Source organism: Streptomyces sp. Y7, assembly GCF_043195415.1.
GTDB lineage: Bacteria > Actinomycetota > Actinomycetes > Streptomycetales > Streptomycetaceae > Streptomyces.
The window spans coordinates 719051-736834 of sequence record NZ_JBIDDQ010000001.1 but is presented as its reverse complement, the minus strand read 5'-3'; the positions used below and the strand labels follow the sequence as shown (position 1 = coordinate 736834).

General features: G+C 72.9%; 11 protein-coding genes. 5 read left to right on the top strand and 6 right to left on the bottom strand.

Annotated elements, in window-relative coordinates; all coding sequences use genetic code 11:
• The first annotated feature begins 63 nt into the window (after nucleotides 1–63).
• The 3 genes from ACGFW6_RS03075 to ACGFW6_RS03065 all read left to right on the top strand — a co-directional run bounded on the left by ACGFW6_RS03075 (nucleotide 64) and on the right by ACGFW6_RS03065 (nucleotide 11980).
• Nucleotides 64–1335: an MFS transporter gene (locus ACGFW6_RS03075; protein WP_393504060.1), complete on the top strand. Its 1272-nt coding sequence runs from the start codon at nucleotides 64–66 to the stop codon at nucleotides 1333–1335.
• Nucleotides 1336–1448: 113 nt separating this feature from the next.
• On the top strand, nucleotides 1449–4721 hold the full coding sequence (locus tag ACGFW6_RS03070) for a type I polyketide synthase (protein WP_393504059.1): 3273 nt from the start codon (nucleotides 1449–1451) through the stop codon (nucleotides 4719–4721).
• Between the two features lie 47 nt (nucleotides 4722–4768).
• Entirely contained in the window at nucleotides 4769–11980 is a 7212-nt protein-coding gene (locus ACGFW6_RS03065; protein ID WP_393505061.1) for a MupA/Atu3671 family FMN-dependent luciferase-like monooxygenase, read from the top strand.
• 73 nt (nucleotides 11981–12053) lie between these two features.
• On the opposite strand, the gene ACGFW6_RS03060 is transcribed toward ACGFW6_RS03065, so the two are convergent.
• Together ACGFW6_RS03060 and ACGFW6_RS03055 are read right to left on the bottom strand one after the other, a co-directional pair.
• Nucleotides 12054–12404, bottom strand: a complete 351-nt coding sequence (locus tag ACGFW6_RS03060) for a hypothetical protein (protein ID WP_393504057.1) — start codon at nucleotides 12402–12404, stop codon at nucleotides 12054–12056.
• Nucleotides 12405–12477: 73 nt separating this feature from the next.
• On the bottom strand, nucleotides 12478–13485 hold the full coding sequence (locus ACGFW6_RS03055; protein WP_393504055.1) for a GlxA family transcriptional regulator: 1008 nt from the start codon (nucleotides 13483–13485) through the stop codon (nucleotides 12478–12480).
• A 214-nt stretch (nucleotides 13486–13699) separates the two neighbouring features.
• On the opposite strand from ACGFW6_RS03055, the gene ACGFW6_RS03050 reads away from it, so the two are divergent.
• Together ACGFW6_RS03050 and ACGFW6_RS03045 are read left to right on the top strand one after the other, a co-directional pair.
• Nucleotides 13700–14161 (top strand): DUF2269 family protein, encoded by a 462-nt coding sequence (locus ACGFW6_RS03050; protein WP_393504054.1) that lies wholly within the window; start codon nucleotides 13700–13702, stop codon nucleotides 14159–14161.
• A gap of 169 nt (nucleotides 14162–14330) precedes the next feature.
• Nucleotides 14331–14546 carry a hypothetical protein gene (locus ACGFW6_RS03045; RefSeq protein WP_393504052.1) on the top strand — a complete coding sequence of 72 codons (216 nt, stop codon included), beginning with the start codon at nucleotides 14331–14333 and terminating at the stop codon, nucleotides 14544–14546.
• Nucleotides 14547–14552: 6 nt separating this feature from the next.
• Here ACGFW6_RS03045 and tgmB read toward each other — a convergent pair whose 3' ends face one another.
• The 4 genes from tgmB to ACGFW6_RS03025 form a co-directional block, all read right to left on the bottom strand.
• Nucleotides 14553–15527 carry an ATP-grasp ribosomal peptide maturase gene (gene tgmB / locus ACGFW6_RS03040; protein WP_393504050.1) on the bottom strand — a complete coding sequence of 325 codons (975 nt, stop codon included), beginning with the start codon at nucleotides 15525–15527 and terminating at the stop codon, nucleotides 14553–14555.
• 16 nt (nucleotides 15528–15543) lie between these two features.
• A complete protein-coding gene (gene tgmA / locus ACGFW6_RS03035) occupies nucleotides 15544–15735 on the bottom strand; it encodes a putative ATP-grasp-modified RiPP (RefSeq protein ID WP_393504048.1) in 192 nt (63 codons plus the stop codon).
• 117 nt (nucleotides 15736–15852) lie between these two features.
• Nucleotides 15853–16149, bottom strand: a complete 297-nt coding sequence (locus ACGFW6_RS03030) for a DUF1232 domain-containing protein (RefSeq protein ID WP_393504046.1) — start codon at nucleotides 16147–16149, stop codon at nucleotides 15853–15855.
• 343 nt (nucleotides 16150–16492) lie between these two features.
• Nucleotides 16493–17656, bottom strand: a complete 1164-nt coding sequence (locus ACGFW6_RS03025; RefSeq protein WP_393504044.1) for a hypothetical protein — start codon at nucleotides 17654–17656, stop codon at nucleotides 16493–16495.
• Nucleotides 17657–17784: the final 128 nt, after the last annotated feature.

Sequence of the window (17784 nt, the reverse complement as noted above, 5' to 3'; positions counted from 1 at the left end):
GGGCGGGCAGGGCACTCCGGCCGCACATCACTCACACCCTTCATGCAGACCAGGGGAAGGTGCATGAGGTACTTCCGTCTGCTCGTGCTGGGCAACGGCATCTCCGCGTACGGCAGTTACCTGAACATGGTGGCGCTGAACGTCTTCGTCTACGACGCCACCGGCAGCGCGCTGGCCGCCGGACTCTTCATGGCCGTCCGCCTCGCGACGAGCGTCGTGTCCGGCTGGGTCAGCGGCCGGCTCGTGACGGCGTACGACCGCAAGCGGCTGATGGTCGGCGCCGACCTGTGCCAGGCCGTGGCGCTGCTGACGCTGCTGCTCGCCCCGGACGGCATGCGGGTGGGGCTGCTCTACGCCCTCGCCGTGATCACCGGCGGCTGCTCGACGCTCTCCCAGGTGTCCCTGCGCAGCAGCATCCCGGAGATCGTCGGGGCCGAGCACCGGGTGCGGGCCAACGGGCTGCTGGTGACGGGGCGTTCGCTCGCCATGATCGCCGGGTTCGCCTCGTCGGGTGTCGTGGTGGCGGAGTTCGGGTACTCCGCCGCCTTCGCGCTGGACGCCACGACCTTCCTGGTCTCCGCCACGGTGCTGTTCCTGCTGCCCGTGCGCACCAAGGCCGTCACCGGCGCAGGATCCGCCCGGTCCTCCGACGTGGCCCGCTGGACCGCGCGGATGCTGCTCGGCACGGCACCGGTGCTGATGGCGATGATCGCCGTCCGGGCGGTCGACGGCCTCGGCTCCTCGTCCCACAACGTCGCCCTGCCCCTCTACTCCAGCGGCCTCGACCCCGACCATCCGGCCACGTTCATCAGCCAGTTCTGGGCCACCTGGGCCATCGGCAACATCGTCGCCCAGCAGATCGTCGGCCGGATCACCAAGAAGAGCGGTCGGACGCCGGGGGAGCGGGCCTTCGCGCTGGGCGCCTGTGTGATGTCGGCCGGGTTCATCGTGGTGTTCTGCGGACTGCCCACCGTGCCCGCCGTCATCGCCGCGCTCGTCGCCGGAGCCGCCGACGGATTCACCGAGATCGTCTACGTGTCGAGGCTCCAGACCGCTCCCGACGAGCAGCGCGGCCGTCTCTTCGGGCTCTCCGCCTCGGCCGAGAACACCGGATTCGGCCTCGGCATGCTCGTGAGCGGGGCCCTGCTGGAGACCTTCTCGCCGCTCCAGGTGGTCGCCGCCTTCCACGGCCTCGCGATCGTCCTGTGCCTGGCCCTGCTGCTGGTGCTCATCGGCCGCGGCGGCACCCGCGACCCCGCAGACGGGGACGACCCCGGCAGCGGCGACGAACCGGCCGACCGTGACACGTCGACGGTGACGGAGGGACGCGGCTGATGACCAGGAACGACGCGGACCCCCGCAGATCCGTTCCGGACTCCCGAACCGCTGCTCCGGCCGCAGGAACCGGGCCTGAGGACGCACGGACGACCGGGCTCGCGGACCCACGTATGGCTGTCATCGGCATGGCGTTCCGCCTGCCCGGCGCCGACACCCCCGAGGACCTCTGGCGCATTGTCCACGACGGCACGGACCGCATCACCCGGTTCACGGACGAGGAACTCGCCGCCGCCGGCGTCCCCGCCGAGGAGTACGGCGCGGCGGACTTCGTCGGCGCCTCAGGTGTGGTCGACGACATCGCCGGATTCGACGCCCAGCACTTCGGTATGAGCGCCCGCGAGGCCCGCATCACCGACCCCCAGCACCGCATGTTCCTGGAGTGCGCCCAGCACGCCCTGGAGAACGCCGGCTACCCCGACGAACGCGACGGCACCCGCATCGGCGTCTACGCCAGCACCGGCTACCACCTGTACACGCTCCAGAACTACCTCCTCAACAACGTCCTGCCCACCGAGCCCGTCACCGACTGGATGGCCGGCATCCAGATCACGGTCGGCAACTACGCCGACTTCACCGCCACCCGGGTCGCCCACCGGCTGGGCCTGACCGGCCCCGCCGTCAACGTCCAGACCGGCTGCTCCAGTTCGCTCGTCGGAGTGCAGGTCGCCGCCCAGTCCCTGCTCATGGACGACTGCGACATCGCCCTCGTCGGCGCCACCGCCGTCCATGTGCCGCAGATCCTCGGCTACCGGTACGTCAAGGGGTCGATCCTCTCCAGGTCGGGCCGGCTGCGGGCCTTCGACGCGGGCGCCGACGGCACCGTGGGCGGGACCGGCGTCCTGGCCGTCGTACTGAAGCGGCTGGCCCGGGCCGTCGCCGACGGCGACACGATCCACGGCGTCGTCCGAGGCTGGGGCATCAGCAACGACGGGGCGGACAAGAAGGCGTTCACCGCCCCCAGCGCACAGGGCCAGCGCGTCGCCATCCGGCAGGCCCTGCGGCGGGCCGGCGTAGGAGCGGACAGCATCGGCTACCTGGAGACCCACGGCACCGGCACCCTGAAGGGCGACCCCATCGAGTTCGCCGGCGCCGCCGGCGCCTACCGCGAGGACACCGACCGCACCGGCTACTGCGCCCTCGGCTCCACCAAGGCCAACATCGGCCACCTCGACGCGGCCTCGGGCCTGGCCGGCCTGGTGAAGACCCTGCTGGTGCTCCAGCACGGCGTCATCCCGCCGATGGCCAACTTCGACACGCCCAACCCCGCCCTGGACCTCGACCGCAGCCCCTTCTACATCCCCCGCACCGCCCGCCCCTGGCCCGAGACCGACGTGCCCCGCCGGGCGGGCCTCACCTCGCTCGGCGTCGGCGGCACCAACGTCCACCTGATCCTGGAGCAGGCCCCCGGGCCCACGCCCCGCACGGACGCCGCCGCACCGCCGGACGTACTCCTGGTCTCCGCGAGCAGCGCCGACGCCCTTGCGGACAACGCCCGTGCCCTGAGCGAGCGGTTACGGCAGCCGCCCGCACCGCAGCGGGCGGACCTCGTCCTCACCGCCGCCCTCGGCCGCACCCACGGCCGCCACCGGCTCGCGGTCCGCGGCACCACCCCCGCCGCGCTCGCCGACGCCCTGGACGGCTGGCTCGCCGGGAACGCGGGAGCGGCGGTGCACACCGGGACGGCACCGCGGGACGGGCACACGCGCGTGGCGTTCCAGTTCACCGGGCAGGGCAGCGGACACCCGGACACCGCCACCGCCCTGCGCGAGCGCTTCCCCGTCGTCCGTGCGGTGCTGGACGCCTGCGAACACCGCTACCGCGAACTGACCGGCGACACGCTGTTCGCCGCCCGCGACCCGTCGGACGGCGCGCCCCAGGACACCGACGTCGCGCAGCCCGCGCTGTTCGCCCTGCAATGCGCCCTCGTCCGGCTCTGGCGCGAACTGGGCGTCGAGCCGTCCGCCGTCACCGGGCACAGCGTCGGCGAGTACGCGGCCCTGTACGCGGCCGGAGCCCTCACCCTCGACGACGGTCTGCGTCTCACCGTCGAACGCGGCAGGCTGATGCAGCGGCGCTGCGCACCCGGCGCGATGGTGGCGGCACCGCTCGACCGGTCCACCGCGCTCGCCCTGGCCGCCGAAGTACCCGGCCTGGAGACGGCCGTGACCAACGGGCGGCGTGCCCAGGTGCTCGCCGGGACGGTCGAGGCCGTCGAGCGGGCATGCGTCCTGCTGGAGGAACGCGGCACCCCGGGGCGGCGGCTGCCGGTGACCCGCGCCTTCCACACCGCCCTGATGGAACCGATGCTGGAGGAGTTCCGGAAGGTCCTCGCCGATGTCGCCCTGCGCCCGGTGAACGTCCCGTTCGTCAGCGCGCTGGACGGGGTGACCCGCCCGCCCGGCTGGATCCCGGACGCCGACCACCTCGTACGCCACACCCGCGAGCCCGTCCGCTTCGACCTGGCGCTGCACGCCATCGGGGACCGGCGGCCCGACGCCCTGCTGGAGATCGGGCCGCACACCACGCTCAGCGGTCTGTCCCGCCGGGCCCTGCCCGCCGTCCTCTCCCTGCCGTCCCTGCGCCGGGGCGCGGGGCTCGGCGCCCTGTGGGGCGCGGCGGCGGGGCTGCACTGCGCGGGGGCGGACGTCGACTGGCGGGTGACCCTGGCCGGCAGCGGGGGCCGGCGTGTGCCCCTGCCCGGATACCGGTTCCAGCACAGGGACCACTGGACGGGGCCGCGGTCGACGGCTTTGAGCACGGGATCAGCAGCGAGAGAGGGAGCCGAAGTGGTACAGCAAGACGCAGAGGTCGCGCACGTCCTCCACAGCATCGTCCGGGCCACCGCCCGGCATCTCGGGGAGGAGCCGTCGGCGATCCCCGGTGACGCGTCCTTCTTCGACCTCGGCGCCGACTCGCTGCAGATGATCAGCGTGCTGCGGGAGCTGGAGCAGGAGCACCGGGTCAAGGTGACGATGCGGCAGCTGTTCGAGGAGACGGGTACGCCGCGCCGGCTGGCGGAGTTCATGGTGGCGCGGATGCCGGCGCCGGCGGGGCAGCAGCCGCCGCAGCCACCGGCCGCGCGGGAACCGGAGCCGCTGCCCCTTGCGGGGCCGGAACCCGTGTCCCCGCCGGCGGTCACCGCACCGGCGAGGGCTCCCGAGCCCGCCCGGGCCGCGTCCACCGTCCCCGCGACGGCCCCCGAGCCCGCGCGGGCCGCGCCCACCGCCCCCGCGTACGCCACCCGCGAGGAACTGGAGGACCTCGCTCGCAAGATCCAGCAGATGTCGCAGATCCAGCTCCAGATGATGTCCCAGCTCTCCCAGTTGCTGGCCCTCCAGACCGCCGCCGTCTCCGACCGGCTCCACGGCACGGTGGCGAAGTGACCGGCCTGGACGGCATATCCGCCGCACTCGATCACGACCTGGCGGCGATGACCGCGCTCTCGCGGCGCATCGCCGAGCAGATGGGCACGGGCGCTGCGGTACCGGAGCCGCCGCGCGTGCACGGCCCCCGCGTTACGGTCGCGCGGAGCTCCGGCATGGTGCGGGACGCCTCCCCGCAGGCCCAGCAGGAGCACCTGGCCGACCTCGTACGCCGCTACACCGCGAGGACCCCGACCTCCAAGGCCATCGCCCGGCGTTACCGCCGCGTCCTGGCCGACAGCCGGGCCGTGGTCGGCTTCCGCAGCGCCACCAAGGAGATGCTGTACCCCATCGCGGGCCGCCGGGCGAGCGGAGCACGCCTGGAGGACGTGGACGGCAACGAGTACGTCGACATCACCATGGGCTTCGGCGTGCTCCTCTTCGGCCACGAGCCGGAGTTCGTGACGGAGGCCGTGCGCGAGCACCTCTCCCGCGGCATCCAGCTCGGCCCGCGCACCACCGAGACCGGCGAGGCGGCCGAGCTCCTCGCCGAACTCACCGGCCTGGAACGGGTCGCCTTCGCCAACTCCGGCACCGAGGCCAACTCCGCCGCCATCCGTCTCGCCCGCGCCGCCACCGGCCGCGACAAGATCGTCACCTTCCTGGGCGCGTACCACGGACACGCCGACAACGTTCTCGGCCGGGCCTCCGCGGCGGGCACCGACCCGGTCACCGTGCCGGTCTCCCGCGGCATCCCGCAGTCCGCCGTCGCCGATCTGCTGGTCCTGGACTACGGCAGCGACAGCGCCCTCGAAGCCATCGAACGGCAGGCCGGTGAGATCGCCGCGGTCGTCGTGGAGCCGGTGCAGAGCAGACACCCCGCGCTCCAGCCGGTGGAGTTCGTGCGCAGGCTGCGGGAGCTGACCCGCCGCCACGGCATCGTCCTGCTCTTCGACGAGATGCTCACCGGCTTCCGCCCCGCCCTGCGCGGCGCTCAGGAGCTGTACGGCGTCACCCCCGACCTCGCCACCTACGGCAAGCTCCTCGGCGGCGGCTTCCCCATCGGGGCCATCGCCGGCCGCGCCGACATCATGGACGGCGTCGACGGCGGCCACTGGTCCTACGGCGACGACAGCTACCCGCCCGCCGACACCACCTTCTTCGGCGGCACGTACATCCAGCACCCGGTCTCGATGGTCGCCGCGCGCGCCGTGCTCACCCACCTCAAGGAGCACAGCCCGGACCTCCAGGACCGGCTCACCGCCCGCACCGCCGAACTCGCCGCGACGCTCAACGGCTTCTTCGAGGCCGAGGAGTACCCGCTGCGGATGACGCACTTCGGCTCGCAGTTCCGCTTCGAGCACCGCGCCGACCTGGAACTCCTCTACCACCACCTGATGCTGCGCGGTGTGCACGTCTGGGAGTGGCGCAACTTCTTCCTGTCCACCGCCCACTCCGACGGCGACATCGAGTTCGTGGCGGACGCCGTACGCGACTCGCTGCGCGAACTGCGGTCCGCGGGGTTCTTCCCCGGCGGGCGACCCGTGGCGCCCAAGCCGGCACCGGCCCCGGCGCGACCCGTGGAGCCGAAGCCGGTGGCGGTCCCGGCGCCGGTCGAGGCGACGGTCGCCGAGGCCGCGGCCCCCGCACCCGTGGCGTCCATGGCCTGGAACGCGGCGGCGGTCGCCGGATCCCGCACGGCCCCGGCGCGTGCGCAGGCCCCGCGCACCCCCGACTTCAGCGTCTACTTCTTCGGCGACTACCCGCAAGGCGCGGCCACGCCCCGCGACGGCCAGTACGAACTGCTCATGGACGTCGCCCGGTTCGCCGACCGCCACGGGTTCCACGCGCTGTGGATGCCCGAACGCCACTTCCACTCCTTCGGCGGCCTGTTCCCCAACCCGGCGGTGCTCGCCGCCGCGCTGTCCCGCGAGACCGAACGCATCAGGCTCAACGCGGGCTCCGTCGTCCTGCCCCTGCACGACCCCGTCCGGGTCGCCGAGGAGTGGTCGATGGTCGACAACCTCTCCGGCGGACGCGTCGGCATCGGCGTCGCCGCCGGCTGGAGCGCCAAGGACTTCGTCTTCTTCCCCGAACGTTTCGGCCGGCACAAGGAGCTGATGTACGAACAGCTCGCAGAGGTACGCGGGTTCTGGCGCGGCGACCCCCTGCGCCGGACCGGCGGGGACGGCGAGACCGAGGTGCGGCTGTTCCCACGACCCGTGCAGGACGCCCCGCCCCTGTACACGGCGGTGGTCGGCAACCCCGCCTCGTACGAGCTCGCCGCCCGCCACGACCTCGGCATCGTCACCAACCTGATGACGCAGAGCGTGGAGCAGCTCGGTGAGAACATCGCCCGTTACCGCCGCACCCGGGCCCGGCACGGCCTGGACCCGGACGCCGGACGCGTGGCGGTCCTGCTGCACACCTACCTCGCGGACGACCACGACACCGCGAGGAAGGAGGCGTACGAGCCGCTGTCCCGGTACATGCGCGCGTCGCTGTCCGTCTTCAGCGGCGTCACCAACAGCCTCGGCCACAGCATCGACCTGGCCGAACTCAGCGAGGACGACCTGGACGCGGTGTTCCGCCGGGCCTACGGCCGCTACTGCGACCAGCGCGCCCTGATCGGCACGGCGGACAGCGTCCGGCCGGTGGTGGACGCGGTGACCTCGGCGGGCGCCGACGAGATCGTCGCCCTCGTCGACTTCGGTGTCGCGGAGGAGGCGCTGCGTGCGGGCCTGCCGCGGCTGGACGCCCTGCGGCGACGCCACGACCGCCGGGGCAGGGGGACCGGCCGGGCACCCGAGGCCGTCGAGGCCGCCCCGGCCGACGCGCCCCTGTCACCCGGACAGGAACGGATCTGGTTCCTGGAGCGCCTGCTCCCGGGCCGTACCGCGTACAACGAGGTCAAGGCGATCCGCCTCGACGGTCCGCTCGACGTGCCCGCCCTGCACGCCGCACTGCGCGGCCTCGTCGCCCGTCACGAGGGCCTGCGCACCGTCTTCCGGGAGATCGGGGGCGCACCACGCCAGGTGGTACTGCCGTCCGCCGACCCGGACTTCGAGGTCGTGGACGGCACGGACACCGGCAGCCTGCAGGACGTGCTGGCCGCCGAGAGCGCACGCCGTTTCGACCTCGCGGACGGACCGCTGTTCGTCACCCGGCTCGTCAGGCTCGCCGCTGCGGAGCACGTGCTCGTGCTGTCCCTGCACCACATCGTGGTCGACGCCGCCTCCGCCACCGTCCTCGCCCGCGACCTCTCGGCCCTCTACCGAGCCGAACGCGACGGAACAGCCGTCGACCTCCCCGCGCTGACCTGGACGTACGCCGACCACGCCAGGGAACAGGCGGCGTCCGCGCGCCGCCCCGAGGCGGACGAGGACCTGGCCTACTGGCGCCGCACCCTCGGCGGGGAACTGCCCGTCCTCGCCCTGCCGGCCGACCGGCCGCGCCCGCAGACGATGACGTCCGACGGCCGTGCCGTCTTCCACACCCTCGACCCCGAACTCTCGCGGCGACTGCGCGAGTTGAGCCGAACCCGCCGCAGCACCCTGTTCATGACCCTGCTCGCCGGCTACGCGGCGATGCTGCACCGGGTCACCGGGCAGACGGACCTCGTCGTCGGCACCCCGATCTCGGACCGGCCCGAGCGGGCCGAGAACCTGCTCGGGTTCTTCGTGAACACCCTCGCGCTGCGCCTGGACCTGTCCGGCGACCCGGCGTTCGCCACACTGCTCGACCGCGTGCGCACGGTCGCACTCGACGCGTACGACCACGCGCGCGTCCCGTTCGAAACAGTGGTGCGTGACCTCGCCCCGCCCAGGACGGTGGACCGGACGCCGGTGTTCCAGGCGTTCGCCGAGTTCCAGCGCGCCGAGCCGTTCCGCTTCGACCTGCCCGGCGTCGAAGCCACCCCGCTGGATGCCGGACCGGACAAGTCCCTGACGGACCTGACCGTGTACTTCACCGACCAGCCGCAGGGCATTCGCTGCCATCTGGAGTACAACACCGACCTGTTCGACCCGCGGACCGTCGACGGGTTCTTCACCGCCTTCCGCGACCTGCTCACCGCCGCCGTCGAGACCCCCGACGCGCCGCTGTCCCGGCTCGCCCCGGCGCTCGCCGACGGCGACCCGGTGCCGCTCGCATGGCAGCACGGCCCCTCGCGGCCGGTACCGGACACGACGCTCCACGACCTCGTCGCCCGGCGAGCCACCGAGCGGCCCGGCAGCATCGCCGTGATCAGCGGCGACACGCGACTGACGTACCGCCAACTCGACGAGCGGGCGGAGCGGCTGGCGAGCGCGCTCGCGGAACGGCACCCCGAGGGCGGTGCGGAAATCGTCCTGTGGCTGCCGCGCTCCGCCGACCTCGTCGTCGCCATGCTCGCCGTCCTCAAGGCGGGCTGCTCCTGTGTCCCGCTCGATCCGTCCCTCGGGCGGGCCCGTGCCGAGCAGATCGTGACCGAGTGCGGGGCCCGGGTCGTGGTGTCGACGCGGGAGCGGGCGGCCGGTCTCGACCTGCCCGCGGGCGTCACCGTCGTACCCCCCGACGCGACCGCTCCGTCCACGTCCCGCGCCACCGGACACGGACCGTGCTGCGTGCTCTACACCTCCGGCAGCACCGGCACGCCCAAGGGCGTCGTGGTGGCGCACCGGGCCGTCGTCGACCTGTGCGAGTGGCAGCACCGGCGCTTCGCCCTCACCCCCGCCGACCGCAGCGCTGTCGTGTGCAGCCAGAGCTTCGACGCCTCGCTCCTGGAGATCTGGCCGGCGCTGACCGCGGGCGCGTCGGTCACGATCGCCGACGAGGAGGTCCGCAAAGACCCGCTCGCCCTCGCCCGCTGGTACCGGGAGCAGGGCGTCACCTTCTCCATCCTGCCCACCGCCCTCGGCGAACAGGTACTGCGGCTGCCGCCCGGCGACCAGCCGCCGCTACGCCATCTGCTGCTGGGCGGCGACGTGCTGCGCACCCGGCCGCGCCCCGAAGCGCCGTACGAGACGGTCAACGTGTACGGGCCCACCGAGATCACCGTCCTGTGCACCACGGACACCGTCACCCCGGGGGACTCCACGGCACCGATCCCCATCGGACGGCCCGTCGACAACGTACGCCTGAGCGTGCTGGACGAGTCGGGCGATCCCGTCCCGGTGGGCACGGTGGGGGAGCTGTACGTCGGCGGCCCGGGCGTGGCCCTCGGCTATCTGCACCGCCCCGAGCTCGCCGCGGAGCGGTTCCTGCCGGACCCGGACGCCGGCCCGGACGCCCGCCGGTACCGCACCGGCGATCTCGTCCGCTGGACCCGCGACGGGAGCCTGGAGTTCTGCGGCCGGGCCGACGACCAGGTCAAGATCCGGGGGTTCCGGGTCGAGCCGGAGGAGGTCTCGCGCGTCCTCAACGCCCTCGACGGGGTGCGGGAGGCGGCGGTGCTGGCCCGGCGCAACGACCGCGGCGAGGCATACCTCGCCGCCTATGCCGTCCCGGCCGGGCCGGTCGGCGCCACGGCCGACGACCGGCAGGCCCACGCCGACCTGCTGACCGCGGAACTGGCGGTCAGGCTGCCGGAGTACCTCGTGCCGCGCGCCTGGCGCGTGCTGCCCGCCCTGCCCGTCTCGGGCAACGGCAAACTGGACCGCTCCGCGCTGCCGGCACCCGATCTGGTCTCCACGGCACCGAGCCGCGGCAACACCGTCGACGCCGGACCGGCCGCCGGCCGCGGAGGCGACATCGGGCGGCGGGTGCGGGAGCTGTGGGCCGACGAGTTCGGGACCGACCCCCACGGCATCGCGGACGACGCCTCCTTCTTCGACCTGGGCGGGCACTCGATCACCGCGATGCGGTTGGTCAACCGTGTCCGCGAAGAGTTCGGCACCGAGTATCCGATGCTGGGCTTCTACCAGGACCCGACACCACGGGCCATGACGGCCCGACTGGCCCACGAGAAGGGGGAGGAGAGCGGGGCCCGCGACGGGGACGACATCGAGCGCCGCGCACCGGCCACGGCACAGCAGTCCCGCTTCGCCACCGTCCACGCCGACCACCTCCTGCCCCAGGTGTTCAACGTGGCCCTGCGCATCACCCTCTCCGGCGCGCTGGACGTGACGGCGCTGGAGACCGCCCTCACCCGGCTGGTCGAGCGGCACGAGGGCCTGCGGACCCGGCTGGCCCGCGGCGGGGACGGCTGGGAGCAGCACGTGCTGCGGCCCGGACCGGTCGAGGTGCCGGTCGAAGACCTCACCGCGCGACGGGAAGAGGAGCGGCGGGCCGCCGTGGAGCGGGCGGGCGCCGAGGCCGCCGAGACACCGCTGGATCCCACCCGCGGCACACCGATGACGGCGCGCCTGCTGCGCACCGGCGGGAGCTCCTGGGTTCTGCTCCTCGTCCTGCACCACTCCGCCTGCGACGGCTGGTCCGTCAGCCTGCTGCTGAAGGAACTGGCCGCGCTGTACGGGGCCGCCGCGAAGGGCGAACCCGACAGTCTCCCGCCCGTGGGGTGCCAGCCCGTGGACTACGCACAGTGGCAGCAGGAGCAGGCCGACGACGCCGCCGACGGGCGGAAGCTGGAGTTCTGGCTGCGCGAGCTCGACGGGGTCCCGTTCGTCGTCGGCCTGCCGTTGGACCGGCCGCGGCCGCAGACGGCGAGCGGACGCGGCGGCGCCGTGGTGTTCACGGTGCCGGCCGAGGTGCGCACCGGTATCGACCGGCTGGCGAGACAGCGGGGGACGACGCCCTTCGCGGTCACCGCCGCCGCCCTCGGCCGGATGCTCGCCCGCAAGGCCGGGCAGTCCGACGTCCTGTTCAACGTCTCCTACGCCAACCGGGAGCGCCGCGCGTTCGAGTCGATGCTCGCCTGCACGATCACCGGCTTCGCGCTGCCGGTGCGCGACGGCGCCGCCGATTCCTTCGCCGCCCTGACCGACCAGGTCGCCCGTACCGCGGTGGAGTGCATGGACCGGGCGATGCCGGTGCGCCGGATCGCCCCGGCGATGCGGGAGCGGTACGGCGTCGACGTACCGGACAAACTGGACGTCGGCTTCGCGTACCAGAGTTCGCTGGACGCGGAGGTCGAACTGCCCGGACTGACCACGGCCGTCGAGGACCTGGCGCCCGCCGCGGCACGCACCGAACTCACCTTCGGGCTCGTCCCGGCCGGGAACGAACTGCGGGGCTTCGTCGAGTACTCGTCGGACCTCTGGGACCACGCCACGATCGAAGGGTGGGCCCGCGACTACGTCACCCTGCTGCGCGAGGAGGTCGACCGGGCCCTGCACGGCTGAGTCCCGTCCGCGACGCCGTTCCTTCGAGCGCCGATGCCGGCGCGTCGCAGGGGACGGCGTCGCGGACGCAGGCTCACGCCGCGCTGCTGCTGTGCGGCATCCAATGCCGGCACGTCATCTCGTGCTCGGTGCCCAGGCTCGTCCACCAGCGCTCGCAGCACGCCGAGTCGAGCTCCGCCCGGACGATCGCCTCGGCGGCGTCCCCGCCTCCGCGCGAGGCCCGAGCGATCAGATCCAGCAGGATCCGGCGCTGTTCACCGATCACCGTCTCCCGCACGACGGCGATGACCGGTACGAGACTGGCGGCCGCGAACAGACAGGCGGCCCACATGGGGCCGTACCGCACTTCGAGGATCGAGGTCCAGGCGAGCCCCCCGCTCGTGGCGACGTAGAGGACACACAGCAGGCGGCTGGAGCAGTTCATGGGCGTACACCGTCCTTGGGGCGGATCGAATCGCCCTGTCCAACTGCAGACAGCCCTCGTGGATTCGGGTGAATTATCCCACCGTGACTGACCGGGTGCGGTCCGCCGGATTCGAGGGGGTCCCGAGCGGGGTCTTCCCCTGGAACGCGGACCGGTAGGAGTGCGGCGTCGTGCCCACCACCCGGCGGAAGCGCTCACGGAACGCCGTCGGCGATCCGAACCCGGCCTGCCGCGCGATCCGTTCGACCGGATGGTCGCTGTTCTCCAGCAGGTACTGGGCCCGCCGCACCCGCGCCCGCAGCAGCCACTGCAGCGGAGTGGTGCCGGTCTGCTCGCGGAACCGGCGGCTGAAGGTGCGCTCGCTCATCCCCGAGCGCTCGGCCAGCGCCCCCAGGGTGATCTCCCCGGCGAGGTTGTCCTCGATCCACTCCAGCAACGGTTCGAGCGCGGAGCCGCGCGGCACCGGCGGATGCTCGTGCACGATGAACTGCGCCTGCCCGCCCTCGCGTTCGAGGGGTACGACGGACATGCGAGCGGTGTGCGCGGCCACCGCCGAGCCGAGGTCGCGCCGGATCATGTGCAGGCACATGTCCAGTCCGGCGGCGGCCCCGGCCGAGGTGAGGATCTGCCCGTTGTCGACGTACAGCACGTCCGGCTCGACCTCGACGGCCGGGAAGCGCCGTGCCATCTCGCCGGTCGCCATCCAGTGGGTGGTGGCGCGCAGCCCGTCCAGCAGTCCGGCCTCGGCCAGGACGAAGGCGCCCACGCACACGGACGCGATCCGTGTGCCGGCCTCGGCTGCCTCGCGCAGCGCCGCCACCACGGCCGGGGACGGCGGACCGGTCTCGTCGCAGCCCGGCACGATGATCGTGTCCGCGTCCGCCAGGCCGTCGAGCCCCCGCTCGATCCGCAGGGCGAAGCCCTCGGTGCGCACCTCGGGCGACTCGGCGCACAGCCGGACCCGGTAGGGGCGCCGGCCGTCCGGGAGCCGTGTCCAGCCGAACATCTGGAACGGTGTCGCCATGTCGAACGGCACCACGTTGTCGAGAACCAGGATCGCCACGGTGTGCATGACCGTCACCTTAGGCGGATTCCCGCCACGACCAGAAGCCCAGGTCGAGACAGTGATACCGGGCACAGTGCAGGTCCGGAGGGTGGCGGGAACCCGTTGGATCCTGTCGTTTCAGCCCCTGTGCGGTGGGCCCGAAGATCCCTAACGTGGGCGGGGCCGCCGCGCCGCGCACGCCGGGGCCGCGGACTCGATGCCACGCCGACCCGGAGACCCACAGCACCCGATGACCAAGATCCTGCTCATCCTTCACGTCCTTGCCGCCATCGTCGCCGTCGGACCCGTGACCGTCGCGGCCAGCATGTTCCCGCCCGCCGCACGCCGCGTCCCGGCGACGGACGGCGCCGTGGCGGTGGGTACCGTCCGCCTCCTGCACCGCATCTGCCGCGTCTACGCGACCATCGGAGTGTCGGTCCCCGTCCTCGGCCTCGCCACCGCCCTCGCGATGGGGGTCCTGGGCAGCGGATGGCTCATCACGTCCATCGCCCTGACCGCCGCGGCCGCCGGCCTGCTGATCGCGTTCGTGCTGCCCCGCCAGGAGGAAGTCCTGGAGCAACTGGACGCCGAGAAGCCCGTCGAGCGCTCGGCCACCGTGCAACTGGCCATGGTCACCGGCATCTTCAACCTGCTGTGGGCGACCGTCACCATCCTGATGATCGTGCGGCCCGGTTCGACGACCGGTGCCTGAACCGGGCAGGTCGGCGGCCCGCGACCGTGCGTCGAGGGCCGCCATAGCACCCGTTCGTCGCCCGTGAAGCGCTCTGGCAGAATTCGCACTTCAGTGTGCGTCGGCGCCTAGACTCGACAGCCGTGCCCATATGCACACAAGGGCCACGACATGAAAGGCGCGTTGACGGGTGTTTCAGGATTCCCCCATTTACGACCGGCTGATCGCGGAACGCGGCGACATCCCCACCCAGGTGCGCAGGGAGGCCGAACGCGTCAGCCGGGACCTGGAGTTCGTGATGCAGCCGGGGCCGCCCCTCGGCCACGCGCCCGCTCCGGTACGTCCGGCGCCCCCCGCCCCGGCCTGGCAGCGCAGCGCCCTGCCGCCCGGTCAGCACGGCGGCTGAGGACGGTCAGACCACCTTCGCGCTCGCCCCGTTGACGTGCGGCTCCGGCCCGGCGACGGGCTGCGCGAGCCACTCGGCTATGGTGCGGGCGATCGGCTGGCCGGTGTCCACCTCCACGAAGCCGAACTGGCCCGACTGGTTGCACTCCAGGAACCACCACACGCCGTCGGCGTCCTCGACGAAGTCGAAGGCGCCGTAGGCCAGTTCTGCGCCCCGCAGGTAGGCGAGGACCGCCTCGGCGACGCGCGGCGCGACATCGACCGCCTGCCACGGAGCGTCGGAGACGGCGAAACGGACGTCCACCTCCGCCTCCGCACCGGTCGCCTTGCGGGCGGCCAGCAGCCGGTCGCCGACCACGGTGAGACGGATGTCGGCCCGCTTGTCGACGCGGCGTTGCAGCAGGGTCGGTCCGAACGCGACGGCGGAGAAGTCGGTGTCCGGCGCGACTCTGCTGGTCGGCACCGCCCGGGGCGGGTCCTGCGGGTGCGCGCCCGACACCGGCTTGACCACCAGATCCGGATAGCGCTCGGCGAACTCGCGGGCGGCCCGCGGGAACGTCGTGATCAGCGTGGCGGGCACCGGCAGTCCGCACTGCTGGGCCAGACGCAGCTGCCAGGGCTTGTGCCGGGCTCGGCGGGCCGCGTCGGGATGGTTCATCCAGCGGGCGTCGCTGCCACGCAACATGCCGTACAGCGCCTGCCCGGCCTCCTCCGTCAACCAGGTCGACGGGCTGGCCGCCCGCTGCGCCGCCGCTCCCGGCCTGCGCAGCCAGACCGAGCGCAGCCCGGTGATGCTCACCAGACGTCCCCCGGCCGAGAGATGGCCGCGGAACCTGCCGTGCACGAACTCGCCCGACAGGGACACCCCGCCGGTCAGGTCGGCGGGGTCGAGCCGGAACACCGGAACGCCGGACGCGTTCAGATGCACCACCACCATGTCCGCCGTCACGTCTTCTTCGCTCGTCAGAACCAAGACGGTCATCTTCGCCGGCCTGTGTTCAGTCGTCGAAGTGAGTCTTGGAGCCCGCTGTGGACGTCGTGGTGCCCAACTCCCGCATCAAGGCGTGATCACAGGCGGCTATGCGGCCGTCACGGAGCACGTTCAACTGCATACCGGAGTCGTAGACGTACGGAGTGGTGACCTCCAACTCCGCGGCCGGCCGTGCATAGTTGAGCGCGAACGGTTGCATCGTCTCTCCCTTACAGGTGCTGCTCCGATCGAGCCTGGTCACCCGGCGGCGGCCCTCGGTCACCGACGCCCTTTGGTTTCCACTTACTTAAACGAATCGAACGGGTGATTGGTTTCCTTACTTTCTGTAATCAACGGCGTCCGGCGGTCCCGCCTCGGGAGAGCGGCGCAGGGTACGCAGTGCCAGCAAGAGCACGCCGATGTCGTCCAGATACACCGGATCGGGGACCAGATCGGCCGGCAGCACGAAGTACAGGACGGCACCCCAGAACACCCATCGCGGGCCGGTCGGCAGCCCCGAGCGCCGCAGCAGCCGCCGCGTGCGCACGAGCCGCACCAGCACCCCGACGGCCACGGCGAGCACGACGGCCGCGAGGGCCACGGCGCAGACGATCACCGTGGTGGTCGACTCCACTGACCCTCCTCCTGCCGGTGTCGCGTGTCACACGCACTGCTCTTCGAATGCCCGCTTCGGTCACGCACATTGCATGACGACGGTCACCCGGCCGCATCGCATCACCCATCAGGACGGAAGACGCACAAACGAGGCGGTCACCTGCCTCCCCCGCCCCACCCGCGCACCGAATGCCCCCCGCCCGACGCAGTAGCGGGCGCCCACGAAAGCGCCGCATCCCCAGTACGTCGTGGTGTCCCGCTCGCAGCCGACCCAGGGGCACGGGGAACCGCGCGAGAGGCCGTCCGCCACCCGCGGTCGCCCGTGAACCCGCGGCCCGAGTCCTCGGGCCGCCGGCTCGCCCCTACCGGTCCGACGTCTCCCGCTGGGCGACGACGGCCTCGGGCTCCTGCTCGGTGCCCGTCTCAGGAGTGGCCCTGCGGGGCCGGGTCGAGCTCTTGAGGCGTTCGAAGGTGCGGGTCAGCTGCTGGAGGGGCGACGGTGCCGGGACGGAAACGGGCTGCGGCTGCCGTTCGGGTGCGGCCTCGGCGGACTCGCGGAACGCGGCCAGCGCCGCATGCGCCTGCTCGGCCGCCTCGCGGTACAGGTCGCGGGACTTCGTCATCGCCTCCAGGGCGTCCGCGTACATCGCCACGAGCGCGCGCTCGCGCGTGAGCTCCTCCTGAAGGGTCAGCAGCCGCCATTCCTCCCGCAGGGCGGTGAGGGCCTCCTCGCCGCCCTCCGGGAGCGGCCGCGGCAGCGCGGCGAAGCGCGTCACGGCATGGATGAGTTCGGCCGGCTCGGAGCCGTCGAGGAAGACGCTCCGGACCGAGAAGCTCTCGGCGTCGTAGTCGGCCGGGGCGGGCGCGCCGGGCAGCACCACGGCTCCGCCGCGCGGCACCTGCACGTCGAGGTCCCGCAGGGCCCAGTTCACGACGCGCAGCTGGCTGGGCGCGGCGCGGTGCTCGACCACGCGGTGCCGCAGGCTCTCCGGCAGCATCCCGGCCAGCGGCACCTGCCCGCGCTGGTCGGTCGTCATGGCCTCGTGGACGACGACATGGATGCTCCAGCCGTCCCGAGCCGCGTCGCGCAGTATGCGCCGTACGGCCTTGTCGTCCGAGGGAAGGGGGTTGATGTCCCGCAACCGCAGGCCCGTGACCGTGTCGTGGTCCCAGGCCGTCTCCGGCTCCTGCGGCCAGAACATCGCGGCGGGCGACGGCCACCGGGGGTCCCAGGGCGCCTCGGCCTCGGCGACCAGCACCCACTCCTGTCCGCTGCCCAAGTCGCGCCGGACGGTCAGCCGGGCCCGCACGGTCACCGAGCCGGCGACCCGCCATCGGGCCTCGAAGACCCAGTCCTGGGCGGCCTCGGCCTCGGGTACTTCCAGGAAGTCGTCGATGGTGCGGCGGTCCTTGAGCTGCCGCAGGCCGGTGCGGACCGCGTCCTGAGCCGCGGGACCCGGGTGGTGGCCGCGGGCCGACCACACCGTGGGAGGAGTCATGGGGCGGGTGCTGGAGGAGCTGGGCATGGGTCCATCTGTGGGCGGGGGCGCGTGCTTCTTACAAGTATCGTCGTCGCAGATGCCTGCCCAGCGGGCGGGGTCCGCACACGGGGTGTGCGTGATCCGCACCGGACGGGGGTCGCTCACTCGTGGTC